Consider the following 15,324-nt stretch of genomic DNA (forward strand, 5'->3'; position numbering starts at 1 on the left):
GCCTCGTCACGAACAACAGGGAGCCGGTGATGTCCGACGGACGGGGGCAGGCGGGCTTGTTGAAGGATCGTCTCGTCGTGGTGACGGGAGCGGGCCAAGGGATCGGGCGCGCCATCGCGTTGGGCGCGGCCGCTGCCGGGGCAAGGGTCGTCGTGACCGATCTGGGGCAGGACCGGGCAGACTCCGTTGCACGCGAGATCCGGGACGGAGGCAAGGAGGCAATCGGCTGTTCGCTCGACGTGACTGATGCTTTGGCCTGCGGCGAGGTGGCCAGGCGGGTCGATGAGGAGCTTGGCCTCGCCGACGTCGTCGTCAACAACGCCGGGATCATCATCCGCGAGCCGATCGACAGCCCGCGCGCTCACGAGAATTGGCGGCAGGTGTTCGATGTCAACGTCAACGGCACCTTCAACGTGGTTCATGCGTTCATTCCCGCGCTACGCAAATCGCGGGGAACCATCATCAACGTTGCCTCCGTCGCGGCCTTCGGTAGCATGGGTGGTACGGTTGGCTATTCATCGTCCAAGGGGGCGGTGAGGCTGTTCACGCAGGCGCTTGCCCGCGATCTCGCGCCCGATGGCATCCGGGTCAACGCCGTCGCGCCCGGCATCATCGCGACCGAAATGAGCGAGAGCACCCGTGGGAATCCGGCGCGGCTGTCCGGCCTGATGGCGCGCACGCCGTTGAAGCGCGTGGGACAGCCCGAAGAGATCGCAGCGCCGGTGATCTTTCTCGCCTCGGCGATGGCGTCCTATGTCAACGGCGTCATCCTGCCCGTCGACGGCGGGTATCTCGCCTAGTGAGCAATTGTAGTCGCGCAGTTTTCGAAGAGGACAGTGATGATCATGGCCGAAGGACTTCAGCCCGACGAGTTCGCCGCAACCGCGGCACGCGCCGTGACCGCATGTGCAGGCCTGGCTGTTCGCGAACAGGCGCAAAATCTCGCCGGTGACGGTCTGCTCGGCGTCATCGCGGATGAGGAGGTCGGGGGGCTGGCCCTGCCGCTCGGCTTTGCGGTGCCGGTGATCGCGGCCGCTCATGCGGGATTGCTCGGATTTCCGCTCCTGGAGACCATCCTCGTCGGTCGCCTGCTGCAGTCGTCGCTGACGCGTCTTGCCGCCGCGATCGTTTCCGGCGAGAAATTGGCAACGATCGCCTGGCAGGGTGAGGCCCTCGCCGAACGGGAAGGGGGGTTGCAGGTGCTGAGCGGCACGGTCGCGCGCGCGGCCTGCGCGGCGAAGGTCGACTACATCCTGGTACGGATGAACGCGGGCACCGCTGCATTGATCCCGACCGATGCCGAAGGCGTTGTGGTGGAGGAAGCGGCCGGCCTCGATCTGACCGTGCCGGAGCACGTGGTGCGGCTCCAGAAAGTTGAAGTCCCGATCGGCTCCGTCCTGCCGGCTGGCACATGGGATTTGCTCAACTCGGACGCCAACGTGCTCCGCGCCGCCGCTATCCTGGGATCCGCCGAAGCATGCCTGGCGCTCGCGCAGGAACATGCGTCGACGCGCCGCCAGTTCGGCCACGCCCTGTCCTACAATCAGGCCATCCGGCATGCCTTGGCGCGCCAGAAGCTCGGGCTCGAAAGCATCCGTCACGCGATCACGCGCTGCCTGTCCGAGGGGGGCGGTCCGGTCCAGCGTGATGCGGCGTTCCTGGCCGCGGCGACCTATGGCAGCTCGATCAGCGAGGGCGCGCTACAGATTCACGGCGGCATGGGCTTCACATGGGATGTGCCGGTGCATCGCCATCTGCGCCGCATCCGTACGCTTCAGGCCCAGGGCGATGCCAGCGGCCTGATCAGCACGTTCGGCCGCCGTTACGTATCGGAAGTTGCACCGTTCGCCGAGGCGGAAGCATGAAGGAGACGACCATGACCGAGACCAGGGATCAGACGCTCGCGGGGCGCGTCGCACTTGTCACCGGCGCCGGAAACGGCATCGGCCGTGCGACTGCGCTTCGGCTCGCCGGACGCGGTGCGATCGTCGGTGTCAACGACCTGAAGCCGGAATTCGTCGATGGCACGGTGGACGCGATCAAGGCGGCCGGCGGCAAGGCCGTAGCCGTCACGCAGGACGTGTCGAGCCGCGACGGCATGCGGCAGGCGGTGCTTGGATTGGCGGAGCAGCAGGGGCGTTTCGACATCCTCGTCAACAACGCGGCCTGGGTCCGCTATCAGTCGGTCGCGGACATCGCGCCGGAGACTGTCGAACGCATGCTCAACATCGGTTTCAAGGCGGTGATGTGGGGTATCCAGGCCGCCGCCGAGGTCATGGATGCGGAACGCGGCGGCGCGATCGTCAACGTCGCTTCGGTGGCCGGCCTGATCTCGGCGAAGAACAGCATCGTCTACAGCGGCATCAAGGCGGGCGTCATGGGCATCACGCGCGCTGCCGCAGCCGAGCTCGGTGCGCGCAACATCCGCGTCAACGCCGTGGCGCCCTCGGCGATTCCGACCGAAGGAACGATGCGCAATCGTAACGCCGAACTCGATGCACGCCGCGTCGCGAGAACGCCGCTGGGGCGGCTCGGCACGGTCGACGATATCGCCAAGGCCATCTGCTTCCTCGCCGGTGACGAGAGCGGCTTCATCTCGGCGCAGGTGCTCACCGTCGACGGCGGCATCACCCTGACGAACATTGCCTGACGGGACCATTACGATGTCCGATCTGACGCCGGAACAGCAGGTTCTGAAAGATGCCTACGTCAAGGCGCGGGGCTATTGGCGGCCCTGGACGGAGGGGCTGCTGCGGCTCGATCCGGCGTTTCTCGACGCATACGGAAAATATGCGGGTTATGCCGCAGAGAAGGGACCGCTGTCGCCCAAGATGCGCGAGCTGATCTACGTCGCGCTCGACGGATCGGCGACGCACCTGTTCCGATCCGGCCTCGCGCTGCATCTTCGCCTTGCACTTCAGGAGGGGGCGTCGGCGCGGGAGATCATCGACGTGTTTCGCCTCGCGACGGTTCAGGGGCTCGATGGCTGCAATCTCGGCATCGGCATCCTAGCCGAGGAATTGGCGAGCGCGGGGCTTCAGGTCGGTCATCCCGAACTGACGCATGAGCAGACGGCGCTGCGGGATGCCTATGTGGCGCAATTCGGGGATTGGCCCGATTTCTGCGAGCAATGGCTGCGGGGCGATCCCAGCTATTTCGCCGTCTTGCTGGATCTCCTCGCGGGCGGGCAGGCCGGGGATGGTCTCGACCAGCGCTCGCAATGTCTGATCTCGCTCGCATTGAACGCATGCTTCACGGCACTCAATCCGCATGGACTGCGGGTGCAGATCAGGCGGGCTTTGCGGCTCGGCATCGGCCAGCGGGAGATCCTTCAGGTTCTCCAGATGACTGCACATCTTGGCGTCCATGCCTGCGCGATCGGCGTACCGGTTCTGATGGAAGCCCTCGACGAGCGCTCCTCGAAGGCAGGTGCGGGCGAGGAGAGCAAGGGACCGGGAGAGGGAGGAGGACGGAAGTGAAGGGATCGGCGATCCGTAACCACAGGGCGTTCGCGTCCGGCGCTCTGTTCCTCGCATTTGCGGTCTTCTTCTTCGTGGCGGCGCTGAACTATCCCGCGGGGACAGCCGCGCGAATGGGGCCGGGTTATTTTCCGCGCCTGCTCGCAATCGTGCTCGCGGCCATCGGTCTGGTCGTGATCCTCAGTGCCATGAAGCCGACCGCGGACGGGCAGGCGCTGCGCAATTGGGATCTCAAGGGGCTCGCCTGGATCACCGGATCCGTGATCCTGTTCGGCGCCTTGCTGTTTCCGCTCGGTCTGGTCGGTGCCCTGTTCGTCCTGATCATGGTGTCGAGCCGGGCCAGCCCCGAGTTCACCTGGATGGGCGCGCTGGCGAACGCTGCGGTGCTCATCGCGCTGTGTCTGGCCGTATTCGTCTACGGTCTCGGGCTGCAACTGCCCGTCTGGCCGTCTCTCCTCAACTGAACGAGCCGATCGATGGATCTCTTCCATAATCTGGCGATTGGCTTTGCGACGGCAGCCCAGCCCGCCAACCTGCTCTATGCCTTCCTCGGCTGCCTGCTCGGTACCTTGATCGGCGTGCTTCCCGGCCTCGGCCCGCTCGCGACCATCGCTATGCTGCTGCCGATCACCTATGCGCTGCAACCGGACGCCGCGCTGATCATGCTCGCCGGGATCTATTACGGCGCGCAGTATGGCGGCTCGACCACGGCGATCGTGGTCAATCTGCCTGGGGAGTCTTCGTCGGTCGTGACCACGATCGACGGCTACCAGATGGCGAAGCAGGGGCGCGCCGGCGTGGCGCTCGCGACCGCTGCCATAGGCTCGTTCTTCGCCGGATGCGTCGCGACGCTCGCCTTGGCGGCCCTTGCGGGCCCGCTGACCGCGACCGCCTTGCTGTTCGGCCCGAAGGAATTCTTCGCGCTCATGATCCTGGGGCTGATCCTCGCCTCGGTGCTGTCGAGCGGGCCGTTCATCGAGGGCATCGGCATGGTCGTGCTCGGCATGCTCTTGAGTCTCGTCGGCACCGACCTGAACAGCGGCAGCCAGCGTTTCGCCTTCGGCGTTCCCCAGCTCTTCGACGGTCTCGATTTCGTGCCGCTGGCGATGGGCATCTTCGGCTTCGCCGAGATCGTCAAGAATCTCGAGCAGGACGACAAGCTGTCGCTGGTCACCCAGAAGATCACCAATCTGTTTCCGACCCGCGACGACTTCCGTCGGATGGTGCCGGCGATGCTGCGCGGCACGGCGCTGGGCACGCTGCTGGGAGTCCTGCCCGGCGGCGGCGCCGTGCTCTCGTCCTTCGCATCCTATACGCTGGAGAAGAAGCTGTCGCGACATCCCGAGCAGTTCGGCAAGGGCGCCATCGAGGGCGTTGCAGGCCCGGAGTCCGCGAACAACGCCGGCGCCCAGACCTCGTTCATTCCGCTGCTGACGCTCGGGGTTCCCTCCAATGTCGTGATGGCCCTGATGGTGGGCGCCATGAACATTCACAACATCCACCCGGGTCCGGAGGTGATGACGAAGAATCCGACCCTGTTTTGGGGCCTGATCGTCTCGATGTGGGTCGGCAATCTGATGCTGCTGATCCTCAATCTTCCGCTCGTCGGGCTGTGGGTGAAGCTGCTCACCATTCCCTACCGCTATCTGTTTCCCGCGATCATGGTGTTCTGCTCGATCGGCGTCTATTCCATCAACAGCGGAACGTTCGAGGTCTACGAGGCGGCCGTGTTCTGTGTGTTCGGCTACGTTCTGATCAAGCTGCAACTTCCGGCGGCGCCGCTGCTGTTGGGCCTGGTTCTGGGTCCGGCCATCGAGGAGAATTTCCGCCGCGCCATGGTGCTCTCGCGCGGCGACGCCACCGTGCTGCTGACTTCGCCGCTCTCGGCGAGCCTGCTGGCCGCGGCCGCCATCGCGATCCTCCTGATCATGTTGCCGACGATCCGGGCGCGGCGAGAGGAAGCGCTCCAGGATTGATACACCGCGATTCCCATGCAGGCAGGTTCGCCCTGATCATGCCCGACGTCAGCCGATCAGATCGCCGTATCCGCTCAGGTACTTGATCCAGATCAAGATCGCAACGCTAAAGCGCCGACTACGCTGCCTTTGGACTAGATCTGGACACGGCCTTGAAGACACTTCGCCAGCTTCTCACCGGAGAGGACGTGATCCAGCTCGTGATCAGGCTCGGATTGCTCGCTCTGTTGATCTTCTGGACTTTGTATCTGATCCGCCCGTTCGTTACGATTCTGGTCTGGGCCCTCGTGCTCGCAGTTGCGTTCAATCCGATCTTTCTCGTGCTCGCCAAAATCCTGGGAGGCAGGGCGAAACTCGCAGCGGGGCTTCTCACCGCGATTAATCTCGCCATTGTCATCGGGCCGGCGGCTTGGCTAGGTCTCGGTGCGGTGGACGGGATCAGGGACTTCGCCGGTGAGCTGGCCGCGGGCGATCTGGTCATCCCTTCACCGCCCGCAGCGATCAAGACCTGGCCGCTGATCGGAACGCCGCTCTACGAGTTCTGGGATCAAGCCTCGACCAATCTCCGTTCGGTCGTGCAACGGATTGCGCCGTATCTGAAGCCGTTCGCGGGTACGCTCCTTGGCATCGCGGGCGATGCCGGTGTGGGCACTATCAAGTTCCTGCTGTCCGTCGTCGTCGCCGGCTGCCTGTTTCCCTATGGACCGCAGCTCGTGGCGGCGGGCAGGAGCTTCCTGTCGCGGATCGTGCCCGAGCAGAGCGAGCACTTCCTGGATCTCGCGGGCGCGACGATCCGTGCGGTAGCCCAAGGTGTGATCGGCATCGCCGTCGTTCAGGCACTGCTGGCCGGTATCGGCTTCAAGTTGGCGGGCATTCCGATCGCCGGCTTGCTTGCGCTCCTGGTGCTGTTGCTCTCCATCGTGCAGATCGGCGGAGCCATCATCATGCTCCCCGTGATGATCTGGATCTGGACCGACAAGGATGTCACTGTCGCAGTGCTGCTGACATTGTTCCTCGGAATCGTCAGCATTCTCGACAACATACTGAAACCGTTGGTGATGGGACGCGGCCTGACGACGCCGGCGCTCGTCATCCTGATCGGCGTGATCGGCGGAACGCTGGGCCACGGAATAGTCGGCCTTTTCATCGGACCTATTGTCCTGTCGGTGGCTTGGGAGCTCACCGTGGCCTGGATCAGGACCGATCGCGCCAGCGCGGCGTCGCAGGCGACCATCGACCGTTGACCTAAATCAATGTCGGACGCCTCGGAGCGCCTTGGATGACGTCGGGCGACGACGAGGTCGGAACATGTCAATGGAAAATCCCAACCTGCCGGGCGGCCCCTTGTCCGGACTTGTGGCTTCGGCCGTGGAATACATGGTCGACGCGAGCCAGCGAAGTGTGCTGTTCCTGGACATCATGCGCCAGCGCGGCGATCAATACCGGGAGCACGTTGCACAGACGGCGCCGCATGTCCTGCAATACGCTGCGGAACTGATTATGGACGGCCGCAAGCTGGACGAGCCGGTCAACTACGCGCTGGTCCGTATCATCCCGCCCAAGGACGTGGAGATTGATCTCAAGCGACGGCCGTTTGTCGTGATCGATCCGCGCGCGGGCCATGGCCCGGGCATCGGCGGCTTCAAGGCCGATAGCGAGATCGGCGTCGCGATGAAGGCCGGGCATCCCTGTTACTTCATCGGCTTCCTGCCGGAGCCGATGCCCGGTCAGACCATCGAACGCATCGCGCGCGCCGAAGCCATTTTCATCGAAAAGGTCATCAGCCGTCATCCGGACGCGGACGGAAAGCCTTGCGTGATCGGCAATTGTCAGGCCGGCTGGGCCGTCATGATCCTGGCGTCACTGCGGCCGGAACTGTTCGGGCCGCTGATCGTCGCGGGGGCGCCGCTTGCCTATTGGGCGGGCGTGCACGGCAAGTATCCGATGCGTTATTCCGGCGGCCTTTTGGGTGGAAGCTGGCTCACCGCGCTGACCAGCGATCTCGGCGCCGGAAAGTTCGACGGTGCCTGGCTGGTGCAGAACTTCGAGAACCAGAATCCATCGAACACCCTGTGGACCAAGCAGTACAACGTCTATTCCAAGGTCGATACCGAGGCGAACCGCTATCTCGAGTTCGAGCGATGGTGGGGCGGGCATGTCAACCTGAATGCCGAGGAAATCCAGTTCATCGTCGACGAGCTCTTCATCGGCAATAATCTCGCCGCCGGCAAGATCGAGATGTCCGACGGCCGCAGGGTGGATTTGCGCAATATTCAGTCGCCGATCGTGGTGTTCTGCTCGGAGGGCGACAACGTCACGCCGCCGCAACAGGCGCTGGACTGGATTCTGGATTGCTATGCGGACGTCGATGAGATCAGGGCCTATGGGCAGACGATCGTCTATACCGTCCACAAGAGCATTGGGCATCTCGGTATCTTCGTATCCGGCGGCGTCGCCAAGAAAGAGCACGCTGAGTTCTCGAGTAACATCGACCTGATCGACGTGCTGCCGCCGGGGCTCTATGAGGCGACATTCGAGGCCAAGGGCGAGGAGACAACGAGTTCCGATCTCGTGGTCGGCCAGTGGGTGATGCGCTGCGAGGCGCGGACGCTCGACGACATCCGCGCCATGGGTGGCAATTCGCCCGAGGACGAGCGGCGCTTCGCTGCCGCCAAACGCGTCTCGGAGCTTAACCTTGCCGCCTACCAGAAGTTCGTGCAGCCCTGGATCAAGACGCTGGTCACGCCGCAGATGGCAGAGACGATGCGCAACCTGCATCCCCTGCGGCTGCAGTACGAGGCGCTCAGCAGCCAAAATCCGTGGATGACGGCGGTGAAGTCGGCCGCGGAGGACATCGAGGACAATCGCAAGCCGGTCGCCCAAGACAATCCGTTCCTTGCGTTTCAGGAGCAGATGTCCAAGCAGATCGTTCACGCACTCGACAGCTGGCGTGACGCACAGGAGGCATTGAGCGAAGCGATCTTTCTCAACCTCTATGGCTCGCCGGCGGTGCAGACTGCGCTCGGGATCGATCCGAAGTCCGAGCCGTCGCGCCGGCGCGAAATGTCAGCCGAGCATCGCGCCATGCTGGAGAAGCGGGTCGCGCAGCTGAAATCCGGGATCGGCGAGGGCGGCCTGCGCGAGGCGGCCATTCGCAGTCTGCTTTACATCGGGTCGGCGCGGGGAATGGTTGACGAGCGTAGCATTGAGGCGCTGCGCCGGATCCGTCGCGACTACAGTGGACAGCGAATGACGCTTCCGGAGTTTAAGATGCTGGTCCGCGAGCAGTTCTTCATGCTGCTGATCGATCGGGAAGGTGCCTTGGCAGCCATTCAGAAGCTGTTGCCCGAGGATGTCAACCAGCGGCGTGCGGCCTTCGCGGCGATACGCGAGGTGCTCTCCGCAAGCGGCGAGATCGCGGGGGAACGCGCAAGTCGCCTGCGGCGCGTCGCCACGTTGTTCGGCGTCGATACAGGTGAAGGGGAATCGAACGTCGCCCCTTTCGATCCAAAGGCGAAGGCATCGTAGGTCTGTCTGGAGGGATTGGGAGCGAGATCATGTCAACCGAAGGAAGGCAAACGCAGTCTCCTAGCAAGTATGACCGGTTAATTGCGGCAGCAAAGGCGGTGCCGCCGGTTCCGACTGTCGTGGTGCATCCTTGCGATGAAACCTCGCTGCGCGGCGCCGTTGAGAGTGCTGAGGCCGGCATCATCCGGCCGATTCTGGTCGGGCCCGCGAGCAAGATCGGCGATCTCGCGCGCAGGTGTGGCCTCGACATCTCCGGCTTCGAGATCGTCAACGCCGTACATAGCGAAGAGGCAGCCGCCAAAGGTGTCGAGCTGATCCACGCAGCCAAGGGCGAAATGCTCATGAAGGGCAGTCTTCACACCGACGAGTTGATGCGCGCGGTGACTGCAAAAGTCGGCGGCCTGCGCACCGAACGCCGTATCAGCCATGTGTTCGTGATGGACGTGCCCGCCTATGCCGAAACCCTGCTTGTGACGGATGCCGCGATCAACATCTTTCCCGATCTCGACGCCAAGCGCGACATCATCCAGAACGCCATCGATCTCTACAACGAGGCCGGATTCGGCAAGACGCCGCGGGTGGCAATCCTTTCGGCGGTGGAGACCGTGACGTCCAAGATTCCCTCGACGATCGAGGCGGCCGCGCTCTGCAAGATGGCTGATCGCGGGCAGATCACCGGCGGCGTGCTCGACGGCCCGCTCGCGTTCGACAATGCCATTGATCCCGAAGCCGCGCGCATCAAGGGCATCAAGTCCGAGGTCGCCGGCCGGGCTCAGATCCTCGTCGTTCCCGACCTCGAATCGGGCAATATGCTGGCAAAAAATCTGGCCTACTTTGCCAAGGCCGACGGCGCCGGCATCGTGCTCGGCGCCCGGGTGCCCGTCGTGCTGACGTCACGGGCGGACTCGCCGCGGGCGCGCATGGCATCCTGCGCGGTGGCGTCGCTCTATGCCAATGCCCGGCGTCAACACGCCCCGACAGTTGCTGCGTGACCATCATGGATACGATCCTCGTCGTCAACGCGGGCTCCTCGAGCGTCAAGTTCCAGGTCTTTTCGGTCGAGGGAGAGGGCAGGCTGCGGCGGCAGCTCAAGGGCCAGATGGACGGCATCGGCAGCCGCCCACGGTTGAGGGCGAGCGGCGCGAATGGCGATCCGCTCGCCGACCGCGCCTACCCGATCGAGACGGTCCCCGATGTTCCGGCCGCGATGGGCGTCGCCGGGGAATGGTTGCGGGACGAGCTTCGTATTCACCCCATCGCCGTCGGACATCGTGTCGTGCATGGCGGTCCCGAGTATGACCGGCCGGTGCTGATCGACCACGGCGTCGTCGCCCGCCTGGAACGGTTCGTCAGCCTCGCACCGCTGCACCAACCGCACAACCTGTCGCCGATCCGCTCGATCCTCGCGGGCTTCCCGACCTTGCCGCAGGTCGCCTGCTTCGACACCGCATTTCACCGCACGCATAGTGCAGTTGCAGATCACTATGCGATCCCGCATCAGCTTCACGCCGAGGGCGTGCGGCGCTACGGTTTTCACGGGCTGTCCTACGAATACATCGCGAAGACCCTGCCGCAGACCGCGCCCGGCGTTGCGAAGGGCAGGGTGATCGTCGCCCATCTCGGTAGCGGCGCCTCGATGTGCGCGCTGAAGGGAGGACAGAGCGTCGAAAGTACCATGGGCTTCACGGCGCTGGACGGGCTTCCGATGGGAACGCGCCCCGGCCAGATCGATCCCGGGGTCGTGCTCTATCTGATCTCGGAAAGGGGGATGTCGGCATCGAACGTGCAGAACTTCCTCTATCGCGACTGTGGACTGAAGGGACTGTCCGGCGTCAGCAACGATATGCGGGAGCTCGAGGCCAGCCAGGATGCCAAGGCGAAACTGGCGATCGACTATTTCGTGTATCGGATCGGCCTCAACGCCGGGATGCTTGCGGCTGCGTTGCAGGGCCTGGATGCCTTCGTCTTCACCGCCGGCATCGGCGAGAATTCCGCGAGCATACGCGCCCGCGTGGCCGAGCAGCTCGGTTGGTTCGGTGTCAAGCTGGATCCGACCGAAAATTCCCGCAACGCGCGGCTAATATCGCGTCCCGACAGTCTCATTCCCGTCTATGTCGTGCCGACCGACGAGGAACTGATGATCGCACAGCATACGCTGGCGCTGCTGGTCAACACGCCATCGACCAACCCCAGACAAGAGAGGGTGTCATGATTCCCGTGTTCCCGGATACCAAGGTTGCCCTGAAGGGGAAAAAAGGCCTCATCGTCGGTGTCGCCAACGACCAGTCCATCGCCTGGGGATGCGCCAGGGCGTTTCGCGGGCTCGGGGCTGAACTCGCCGTCACCTATCTGAACGACCGCGCCAAAAAGCACGTCGAACCGCTCGCGCAGGCGCTGGAGGCACCGATCTTCATGCCGCTCGACGTCATGGTGGAGGGGCAGACCGAGGCCGTGTTCGAGCGGATCGGGAAGGAATGGGGCCAGCTCGATTTCCTGCTGCACTCGATCGCTTTCTCGCCGAAGGAGGCGCTGCACGGCCGCGTGGTGGATGTCGGCCGCGACGGATTCCTGAAGACGATGGACGTCTCCTGCTGGTCGTTCCTGCGCATGGCGCATCTCGCCGAGCCGCTGATGAAGAACGGCGGCACGATGTTCACCATGACGTACTATGGCAGCCAGATGGTCGTGGAGAACTACAACATCATGGGCGTGGCCAAGGCGGCGCTTGAAGCAGCCGTTCGCTATGCCGCCGCCGAATTGGGGCCGAAGGGCATCCGCGTGCACGCGATCTCGCCGGGACCGCTCGCCACCCGCGCGGCGTCGGGCATCCCGGAGTTCGACGAGCTGATGGACAAGGCTCAATCGAAGGCGCCGGCGCGCAGCCTCGTCAGCATCGACGATGTCGGCAATGCCACGGCGTTTCTGGCACTCGACGGAGCCAAGCTGATCACCGGTGGCGTGCTCTATATCGACGGTGGATATCACATCATTGACTGAACGAAAACGACGGGCGCCTCGTGCGCCGCTCAGCGATAGTGCAGTGCGATCAGCTCGGCGACGCAGGCCGGCTTCTTGCCGCCTTCGATCTCGATCACGAGATGGTAGTTCACGCGCAGGCCGTCGGGTGGAACGTCCTCGGCCTCGGCGACGGTGACACGGCCGCGCAGCTTCGAGCCCGCTGGCACCGGTGCCAGATATCTTATCCGGTCTGCGCCGTAATTCAGGGTGTTGCGTAGGCCCTTGAGGCCCATCACCGATCGAATGAAGAGCGGTGCGAGTGCAAGCGACAACAGGCCGTGGGCGATGGTGGTGCCGCCGGGCGATTCCTTCCTGGCGCGCTCCTGATCGACATGGATCCACTACTGGTCGCAGGTCGCCTCGGCAAACTGGTTGATGCGATCCTGCGTCACCTCGACCCAGTCGCTGACGCCGATCTCGGCGCCGACGGCAGATTTGATTTCGCTGAAGTCGCTGAATATCCGCATGCCGGTCACCTGCTCAGATCTTCATTTCCGGGATCTTGTCGTGTACGACAAGTTCGGCGTCGGTCACCGCCATGACCTCGCCGACACTGATGCCGGGCGCGGTCTCCAGCAGGGTGGCCCTGCCGTCTGGGAACGCGATCACGGCCATGTCGGTCACGACCAGGTGCACCGGTCGCGCCGATGTCAGGGGCAGAGAGCATTTGGCGACGATCTTGGACTTGCCCTTCGCCGCGTGCTGCATGGCGACGATGACCCGCCTGGCGCCGCTGACGAGATCCATGGCCCCGCCCATGCCCGGCACCATCTTGCCGGGGATCATCCAGTTGGCGAGATGGCCCAGCGCATCGACTTGCAGGCCGCCGAGGACGCTGACGTCGACATGGCCGCCGCGGATAAACCCGAACGACATCGCGCTGTCGAATGTGCTGGCACCTGGCAGCGCACTGATCGGGCGCCCGCCCGCGTCCGTCAGCAGGGGGTGGCTCAACCCCTGCTCGGGGATTGGTCCGGTGCCGATCAAACCGTTTTCCGACTGAAAGAACACCTTGAGATCAGGCGAAACGTAGTTGGCGACCAGCGTTGGGATGCCGATCCCCAGATTCACGAGGTCGCCGGAATGAAGCTCCTGCGCGACGCGCCTCGCGATGATCTCCTGTGCGTCCATGTTTCACCCGTTCGGGTTCGTAATGAGGTAGTCGACGAGCGGCGCCGGTGTCAGCACGTGGTCGGGTGCGATGACGCCGACGGGCACGATGTGCTCCGCTGTCACGATCACGGTGTCGGCCGCCATCGCCATGACCGGATTGAAGTTGCGTGCCGTGAGCGCGTAGGAGAGGTTGCCGAGATAGTCGGCGAGAAAGGCGTGGACCAGGGCGAACTGCGCCCGCAGCGCGGTCTCGAGCAGGAATGGCCTGCCGTCGATCTCGATCTGGCGCTTGCCTTCGGCGACCAGGGTGCCCACGCCTGTCGGTGTGAGCACACCGCCGAGGCCGCACCCGCCTGCGCGAATGCGCTCGGCGAAGGTGCCCTGCGGAATGAGATCGACGGCGATCTGATTGGCCAGCATCTGCTGCTGCGCCTTCGGATTGAGGCCGATATGGGTCGCAATGAGGCGCGAGACGAGAGCCGCGTCGAACAGCTTGCCGACACCTTTTCCGGGCGTCGCCGCGTCGTTGCTGATGACCGAGAGACCGGTCTTGTGTTGTCGCACAACCTCGTCGAGCAGGCGCTCCGGCGTTCCGACGCCCATGAAGCCGCCGACCATGATGCTCGCACCGGACGGGATCATCGCGACGGCTTCTTCGACGGAAACGGCCCTCATGATGGGAACTCCAGTCAGCAAAGGCGATCAAAGGAAGGCGACGGTGAGACGATGTTGGCGAGCGGTCGGCACGCTCCTTTGATCTGCGTCAAGGCTTCTCATCGTTCCCACGCCGGGTAGTGATGCCTATGCTCTCAAGGGCTTCTGCCCATAGTCTTCGGACTTCCGCGTGGCGCCGCTCAAGCGCCGCGTTGACGGCGTCGCGAAACGGCACAAGGCTCTCGCCCTTCAGGAAGAGAAAATTTGCGCCTGCAGCAGCCGGCCGCTCCCGAATTCGATGCGGCGCAATGCCGACACGAAGGCATCGTTCGTATTGGCGCCTGGCGGCAGCAGGGAGGCCGGGCGGATTCCGGCGTGAACGGCGTGGGCCAGCGTCGCAAGATCGATCGGCAGGGCCAAAGGTAGATTGGTTATCCCCGGAAACCGCAAAGGTGTTTTGAAGCTCCGCCAACGAATTCCATTGAGTTAGATCAAGCCTCCCCCGGTCGAGCTCCCTAGCCATGGCCGAGGCGATGCCGGATTGTCGGCTCGTGGTCGTCCCAAACATCGGACATTCGATGAACCTGGAAGTGCCGGCCCTCTACGCCGGCTATTTCGGCGCCTGGTTCGGGGGGCTTGCGGCATAACCACAGGGAGTAACGTCATGGCAGAGATCAACCCATCCGCCGAGAACATCCGCGGGATGCTCACCGAAGCGCTCGTGCGGTTGCGAAAGGCCAATGCGGAGTATTTTGAGCTGCTGGAGAAGGGGCTCAGTTCCTCGCCGCTACCGATCGCGGACCAGGCCAAGCAGTTTTGCAGTTTCATGCAGCGCAATGCCAGCGCGACGTTCGACTTTGGCGACAAGCTCGTTCAAGCCAAGGACGTTCAGGACGCGCTCAAGCTTCAGTCCGAATTCTTTCAGGGGCAGATGCAGGCCCTGACCGATCAGGCCAGGAGCATGGGCGAGTCCGCGATGAAGGCGGCGACGGGCGCGTTCACGCCGAAAAGCTGAATGGACTGAAACCCAGGCGTGAGGCGATGAAAAGCCGTCCGCCCTGCCCATGCGAGCACAATGGCGGTTCAATTCCTTGTCGGCGCGATCGTCAGCGTCATCAACATCATGATCCACGCCCTGGTGACCGTGGGAGCCATCGGCATCGCCCGCACGGCCGGGCTGCGATATGCTGCGCGGCCGCGGCTGCATCTGATGGCCGTCATGGTCGCAACAGCATCGACGCTGATGGTGGCGCACACGATGGAGGTCCTGGTCTGGGCGCTGGCCTATGCCACGCTCGGTGCCGCGCCTGCCGGCAGCGACCTGATCTATTTCGCCTTCGTCAACTACACCACGCTGGGCTACGGCGACATCACGCCGATACAGGCATGGCGGCTGACGGGTCCAATGACCGCGATGAACGGCATCTTGATGTTCGGCTGGTCGACCGCGGTCCTGTTCGAGGTCTTGCGCAAGACGCTCGACGATCTCGGAGTGACGAGGCTATCGGACGCCAGGTGATCTGATGCTGACGAATGGCAGTCGGTAAAAGCGAACT

16 protein-coding genes and 2 pseudogenes are annotated in these 15,324 nt (G+C 63.9%); 14 read left to right on the plus strand and 4 right to left on the minus strand.

Annotated elements, in window-relative coordinates; all coding sequences use genetic code 11:
* Positions 1 to 29 precede the first annotated feature (29 nt).
* From ACE10W_RS14130 to fabI, 11 genes are all read left to right on the plus strand, one after another.
* Positions 30 to 800, plus strand: coding sequence for an SDR family NAD(P)-dependent oxidoreductase (locus tag ACE10W_RS14130; RefSeq protein WP_028171978.1), 771 nt, complete (start codon positions 30 to 32; stop codon positions 798 to 800).
* 39 nt (positions 801 to 839) lie between these two features.
* Positions 840 to 1,865, plus strand: a complete 1,026-nt coding sequence (locus ACE10W_RS14135; RefSeq protein ID WP_231166678.1) for an acyl-CoA dehydrogenase family protein — start codon at positions 840 to 842, stop codon at positions 1,863 to 1,865.
* A gap of 11 nt (positions 1,866 to 1,876) precedes the next feature.
* Positions 1,877 to 2,650, plus strand: coding sequence for an SDR family NAD(P)-dependent oxidoreductase (locus tag ACE10W_RS14140; protein WP_011086235.1), 774 nt, complete (start codon positions 1,877 to 1,879; stop codon positions 2,648 to 2,650).
* 13 nt (positions 2,651 to 2,663) lie between these two features.
* Positions 2,664 to 3,479 (plus strand): carboxymuconolactone decarboxylase family protein, encoded by an 816-nt coding sequence (locus tag ACE10W_RS14145; protein ID WP_304552269.1) that lies wholly within the window; start codon positions 2,664 to 2,666, stop codon positions 3,477 to 3,479.
* Positions 3,476 to 3,943 carry a tripartite tricarboxylate transporter TctB family protein gene (locus ACE10W_RS14150; protein ID WP_028171976.1) on the plus strand — a complete coding sequence of 156 codons (468 nt, stop codon included), beginning with the start codon at positions 3,476 to 3,478 and terminating at the stop codon, positions 3,941 to 3,943. The genes ACE10W_RS14145 and ACE10W_RS14150 overlap by 4 nt, the downstream gene beginning before the upstream one ends.
* 12 nt (positions 3,944 to 3,955) lie before the next feature.
* Positions 3,956 to 5,455: a tripartite tricarboxylate transporter permease gene (locus ACE10W_RS14155; RefSeq protein ID WP_304552270.1), complete on the plus strand. Its 1,500-nt coding sequence runs from the start codon at positions 3,956 to 3,958 to the stop codon at positions 5,453 to 5,455.
* Positions 5,456 to 5,607: 152 nt separating this feature from the next.
* The gene (locus ACE10W_RS14160) at positions 5,608 to 6,699 is read left to right on the plus strand and encodes an AI-2E family transporter (protein WP_028171974.1); all 1,092 of its coding nucleotides are present in this window, start codon (positions 5,608 to 5,610) and stop codon (positions 6,697 to 6,699) included.
* 64 nt (positions 6,700 to 6,763) lie between these two features.
* Positions 6,764 to 8,983: a TerB family tellurite resistance protein gene (locus tag ACE10W_RS14165; protein ID WP_304552271.1), complete on the plus strand. Its 2,220-nt coding sequence runs from the start codon at positions 6,764 to 6,766 to the stop codon at positions 8,981 to 8,983.
* Positions 8,984 to 9,012: 29 nt separating this feature from the next.
* Positions 9,013 to 9,975 carry a phosphate acetyltransferase gene (locus tag ACE10W_RS14170; protein WP_304552272.1) on the plus strand — a complete coding sequence of 321 codons (963 nt, stop codon included), beginning with the start codon at positions 9,013 to 9,015 and terminating at the stop codon, positions 9,973 to 9,975.
* A 5-nt stretch (positions 9,976 to 9,980) separates the two neighbouring features.
* Positions 9,981 to 11,195, plus strand: a complete 1,215-nt coding sequence (locus ACE10W_RS14175) for an acetate/propionate family kinase (protein WP_304552273.1) — start codon at positions 9,981 to 9,983, stop codon at positions 11,193 to 11,195.
* Entirely contained in the window at positions 11,192 to 11,980 is a 789-nt protein-coding gene (gene fabI, locus ACE10W_RS14180) for an enoyl-ACP reductase FabI (RefSeq protein ID WP_011086243.1), read from the plus strand. Before ACE10W_RS14175 ends, fabI begins: the two co-directional genes overlap by 4 nt.
* A 29-nt stretch (positions 11,981 to 12,009) precedes the next feature.
* On the opposite strand, the pseudogene ACE10W_RS14185 reads toward fabI, so the two are convergent.
* The 4 genes and pseudogenes from ACE10W_RS14185 to ACE10W_RS14200 all read right to left on the minus strand — a co-directional run bounded on the left by ACE10W_RS14185 (position 12,010) and on the right by ACE10W_RS14200 (position 14,188).
* Positions 12,010 to 12,468 (minus strand): annotated as a pseudogene (locus tag ACE10W_RS14185) (MaoC family dehydratase).
* A 13-nt stretch (positions 12,469 to 12,481) separates the two neighbouring features.
* Positions 12,482 to 13,132: a 3-oxoacid CoA-transferase subunit B gene (locus tag ACE10W_RS14190; protein ID WP_161535528.1), complete on the minus strand. Its 651-nt coding sequence runs from the start codon at positions 13,130 to 13,132 to the stop codon at positions 12,482 to 12,484.
* 3 nt (positions 13,133 to 13,135) lie between these two features.
* Positions 13,136 to 13,789: a CoA transferase subunit A gene (locus tag ACE10W_RS14195; protein ID WP_011086246.1), complete on the minus strand. Its 654-nt coding sequence runs from the start codon at positions 13,787 to 13,789 to the stop codon at positions 13,136 to 13,138.
* Positions 13,790 to 14,017: 228 nt separating this feature from the next.
* On the minus strand, positions 14,018 to 14,188 hold the full coding sequence (locus tag ACE10W_RS14200; protein WP_304552275.1) for a hypothetical protein: 171 nt from the start codon (positions 14,186 to 14,188) through the stop codon (positions 14,018 to 14,020).
* 101 nt (positions 14,189 to 14,289) lie between these two features.
* On the opposite strand from ACE10W_RS14200, the pseudogene ACE10W_RS14205 reads away from it, so the two are divergent.
* The 3 genes and pseudogenes from ACE10W_RS14205 to ACE10W_RS14215 all read left to right on the plus strand — a co-directional run.
* A pseudogene (locus tag ACE10W_RS14205) lies at positions 14,290 to 14,415 on the plus strand (alpha/beta fold hydrolase); the annotation flags it as partial.
* Positions 14,416 to 14,432: 17 nt separating this feature from the next.
* Positions 14,433 to 14,783 carry a phasin gene (locus tag ACE10W_RS14210; RefSeq protein ID WP_304552276.1) on the plus strand — a complete coding sequence of 117 codons (351 nt, stop codon included), beginning with the start codon at positions 14,433 to 14,435 and terminating at the stop codon, positions 14,781 to 14,783.
* A gap of 60 nt (positions 14,784 to 14,843) precedes the next feature.
* A complete protein-coding gene (locus ACE10W_RS14215) occupies positions 14,844 to 15,287 on the plus strand; it encodes a potassium channel family protein (protein ID WP_304552278.1) in 444 nt (147 codons plus the stop codon).
* The last annotated feature ends 37 nt before the right edge of the window (positions 15,288 to 15,324 follow it).

It is taken from the genome of Bradyrhizobium sp. B025, from assembly GCF_042257955.1.
In the GTDB taxonomy this organism is placed as follows: Bacteria; Pseudomonadota; Alphaproteobacteria; order Rhizobiales; family Xanthobacteraceae; genus Bradyrhizobium; species Bradyrhizobium diazoefficiens.

Excerpts from the sequence above, each read along its gene's own strand:
- fabI (WP_011086243.1), top strand. The coding sequence starts at position 11,192 with ATGATTCCCGTGTTCCCGGATACCAAGGTTGCCCTGAAGGGGAAAAAA.
- ACE10W_RS14175 (WP_304552273.1), top strand. The coding sequence starts at position 9,981 with ATGGATACGATCCTCGTCGTCAACGCGGGCTCCTCGAGCGTCAAGTTC.
- ACE10W_RS14190 (WP_161535528.1), bottom strand. The coding sequence starts at position 13,132 with ATGGACGCACAGGAGATCATCGCGAGGCGCGTCGCGCAGGAGCTTCAT.
- ACE10W_RS14170 (WP_304552272.1), top strand. The coding sequence starts at position 9,013 with ATGTCAACCGAAGGAAGGCAAACGCAGTCTCCTAGCAAGTATGACCGG.
- ACE10W_RS14140 (WP_011086235.1), top strand. The coding sequence starts at position 1,877 with ATGACCGAGACCAGGGATCAGACGCTCGCGGGGCGCGTCGCACTTGTC.
- ACE10W_RS14155 (WP_304552270.1), top strand. The coding sequence starts at position 3,956 with ATGGATCTCTTCCATAATCTGGCGATTGGCTTTGCGACGGCAGCCCAG.
- ACE10W_RS14145 (WP_304552269.1), top strand. The coding sequence starts at position 2,664 with ATGTCCGATCTGACGCCGGAACAGCAGGTTCTGAAAGATGCCTACGTC.
- ACE10W_RS14130 (WP_028171978.1), top strand. The coding sequence starts at position 30 with ATGTCCGACGGACGGGGGCAGGCGGGCTTGTTGAAGGATCGTCTCGTC.
- ACE10W_RS14135 (WP_231166678.1), top strand. The coding sequence starts at position 840 with ATGATCATGGCCGAAGGACTTCAGCCCGACGAGTTCGCCGCAACCGCG.
- ACE10W_RS14195 (WP_011086246.1), bottom strand. The coding sequence starts at position 13,789 with ATGAGGGCCGTTTCCGTCGAAGAAGCCGTCGCGATGATCCCGTCCGGT.
- ACE10W_RS14165 (WP_304552271.1), top strand. The coding sequence starts at position 6,764 with ATGTCAATGGAAAATCCCAACCTGCCGGGCGGCCCCTTGTCCGGACTT.
- ACE10W_RS14215 (WP_304552278.1), top strand. The coding sequence starts at position 14,844 with ATGGCGGTTCAATTCCTTGTCGGCGCGATCGTCAGCGTCATCAACATC.
- ACE10W_RS14210 (WP_304552276.1), top strand. The coding sequence starts at position 14,433 with ATGGCAGAGATCAACCCATCCGCCGAGAACATCCGCGGGATGCTCACC.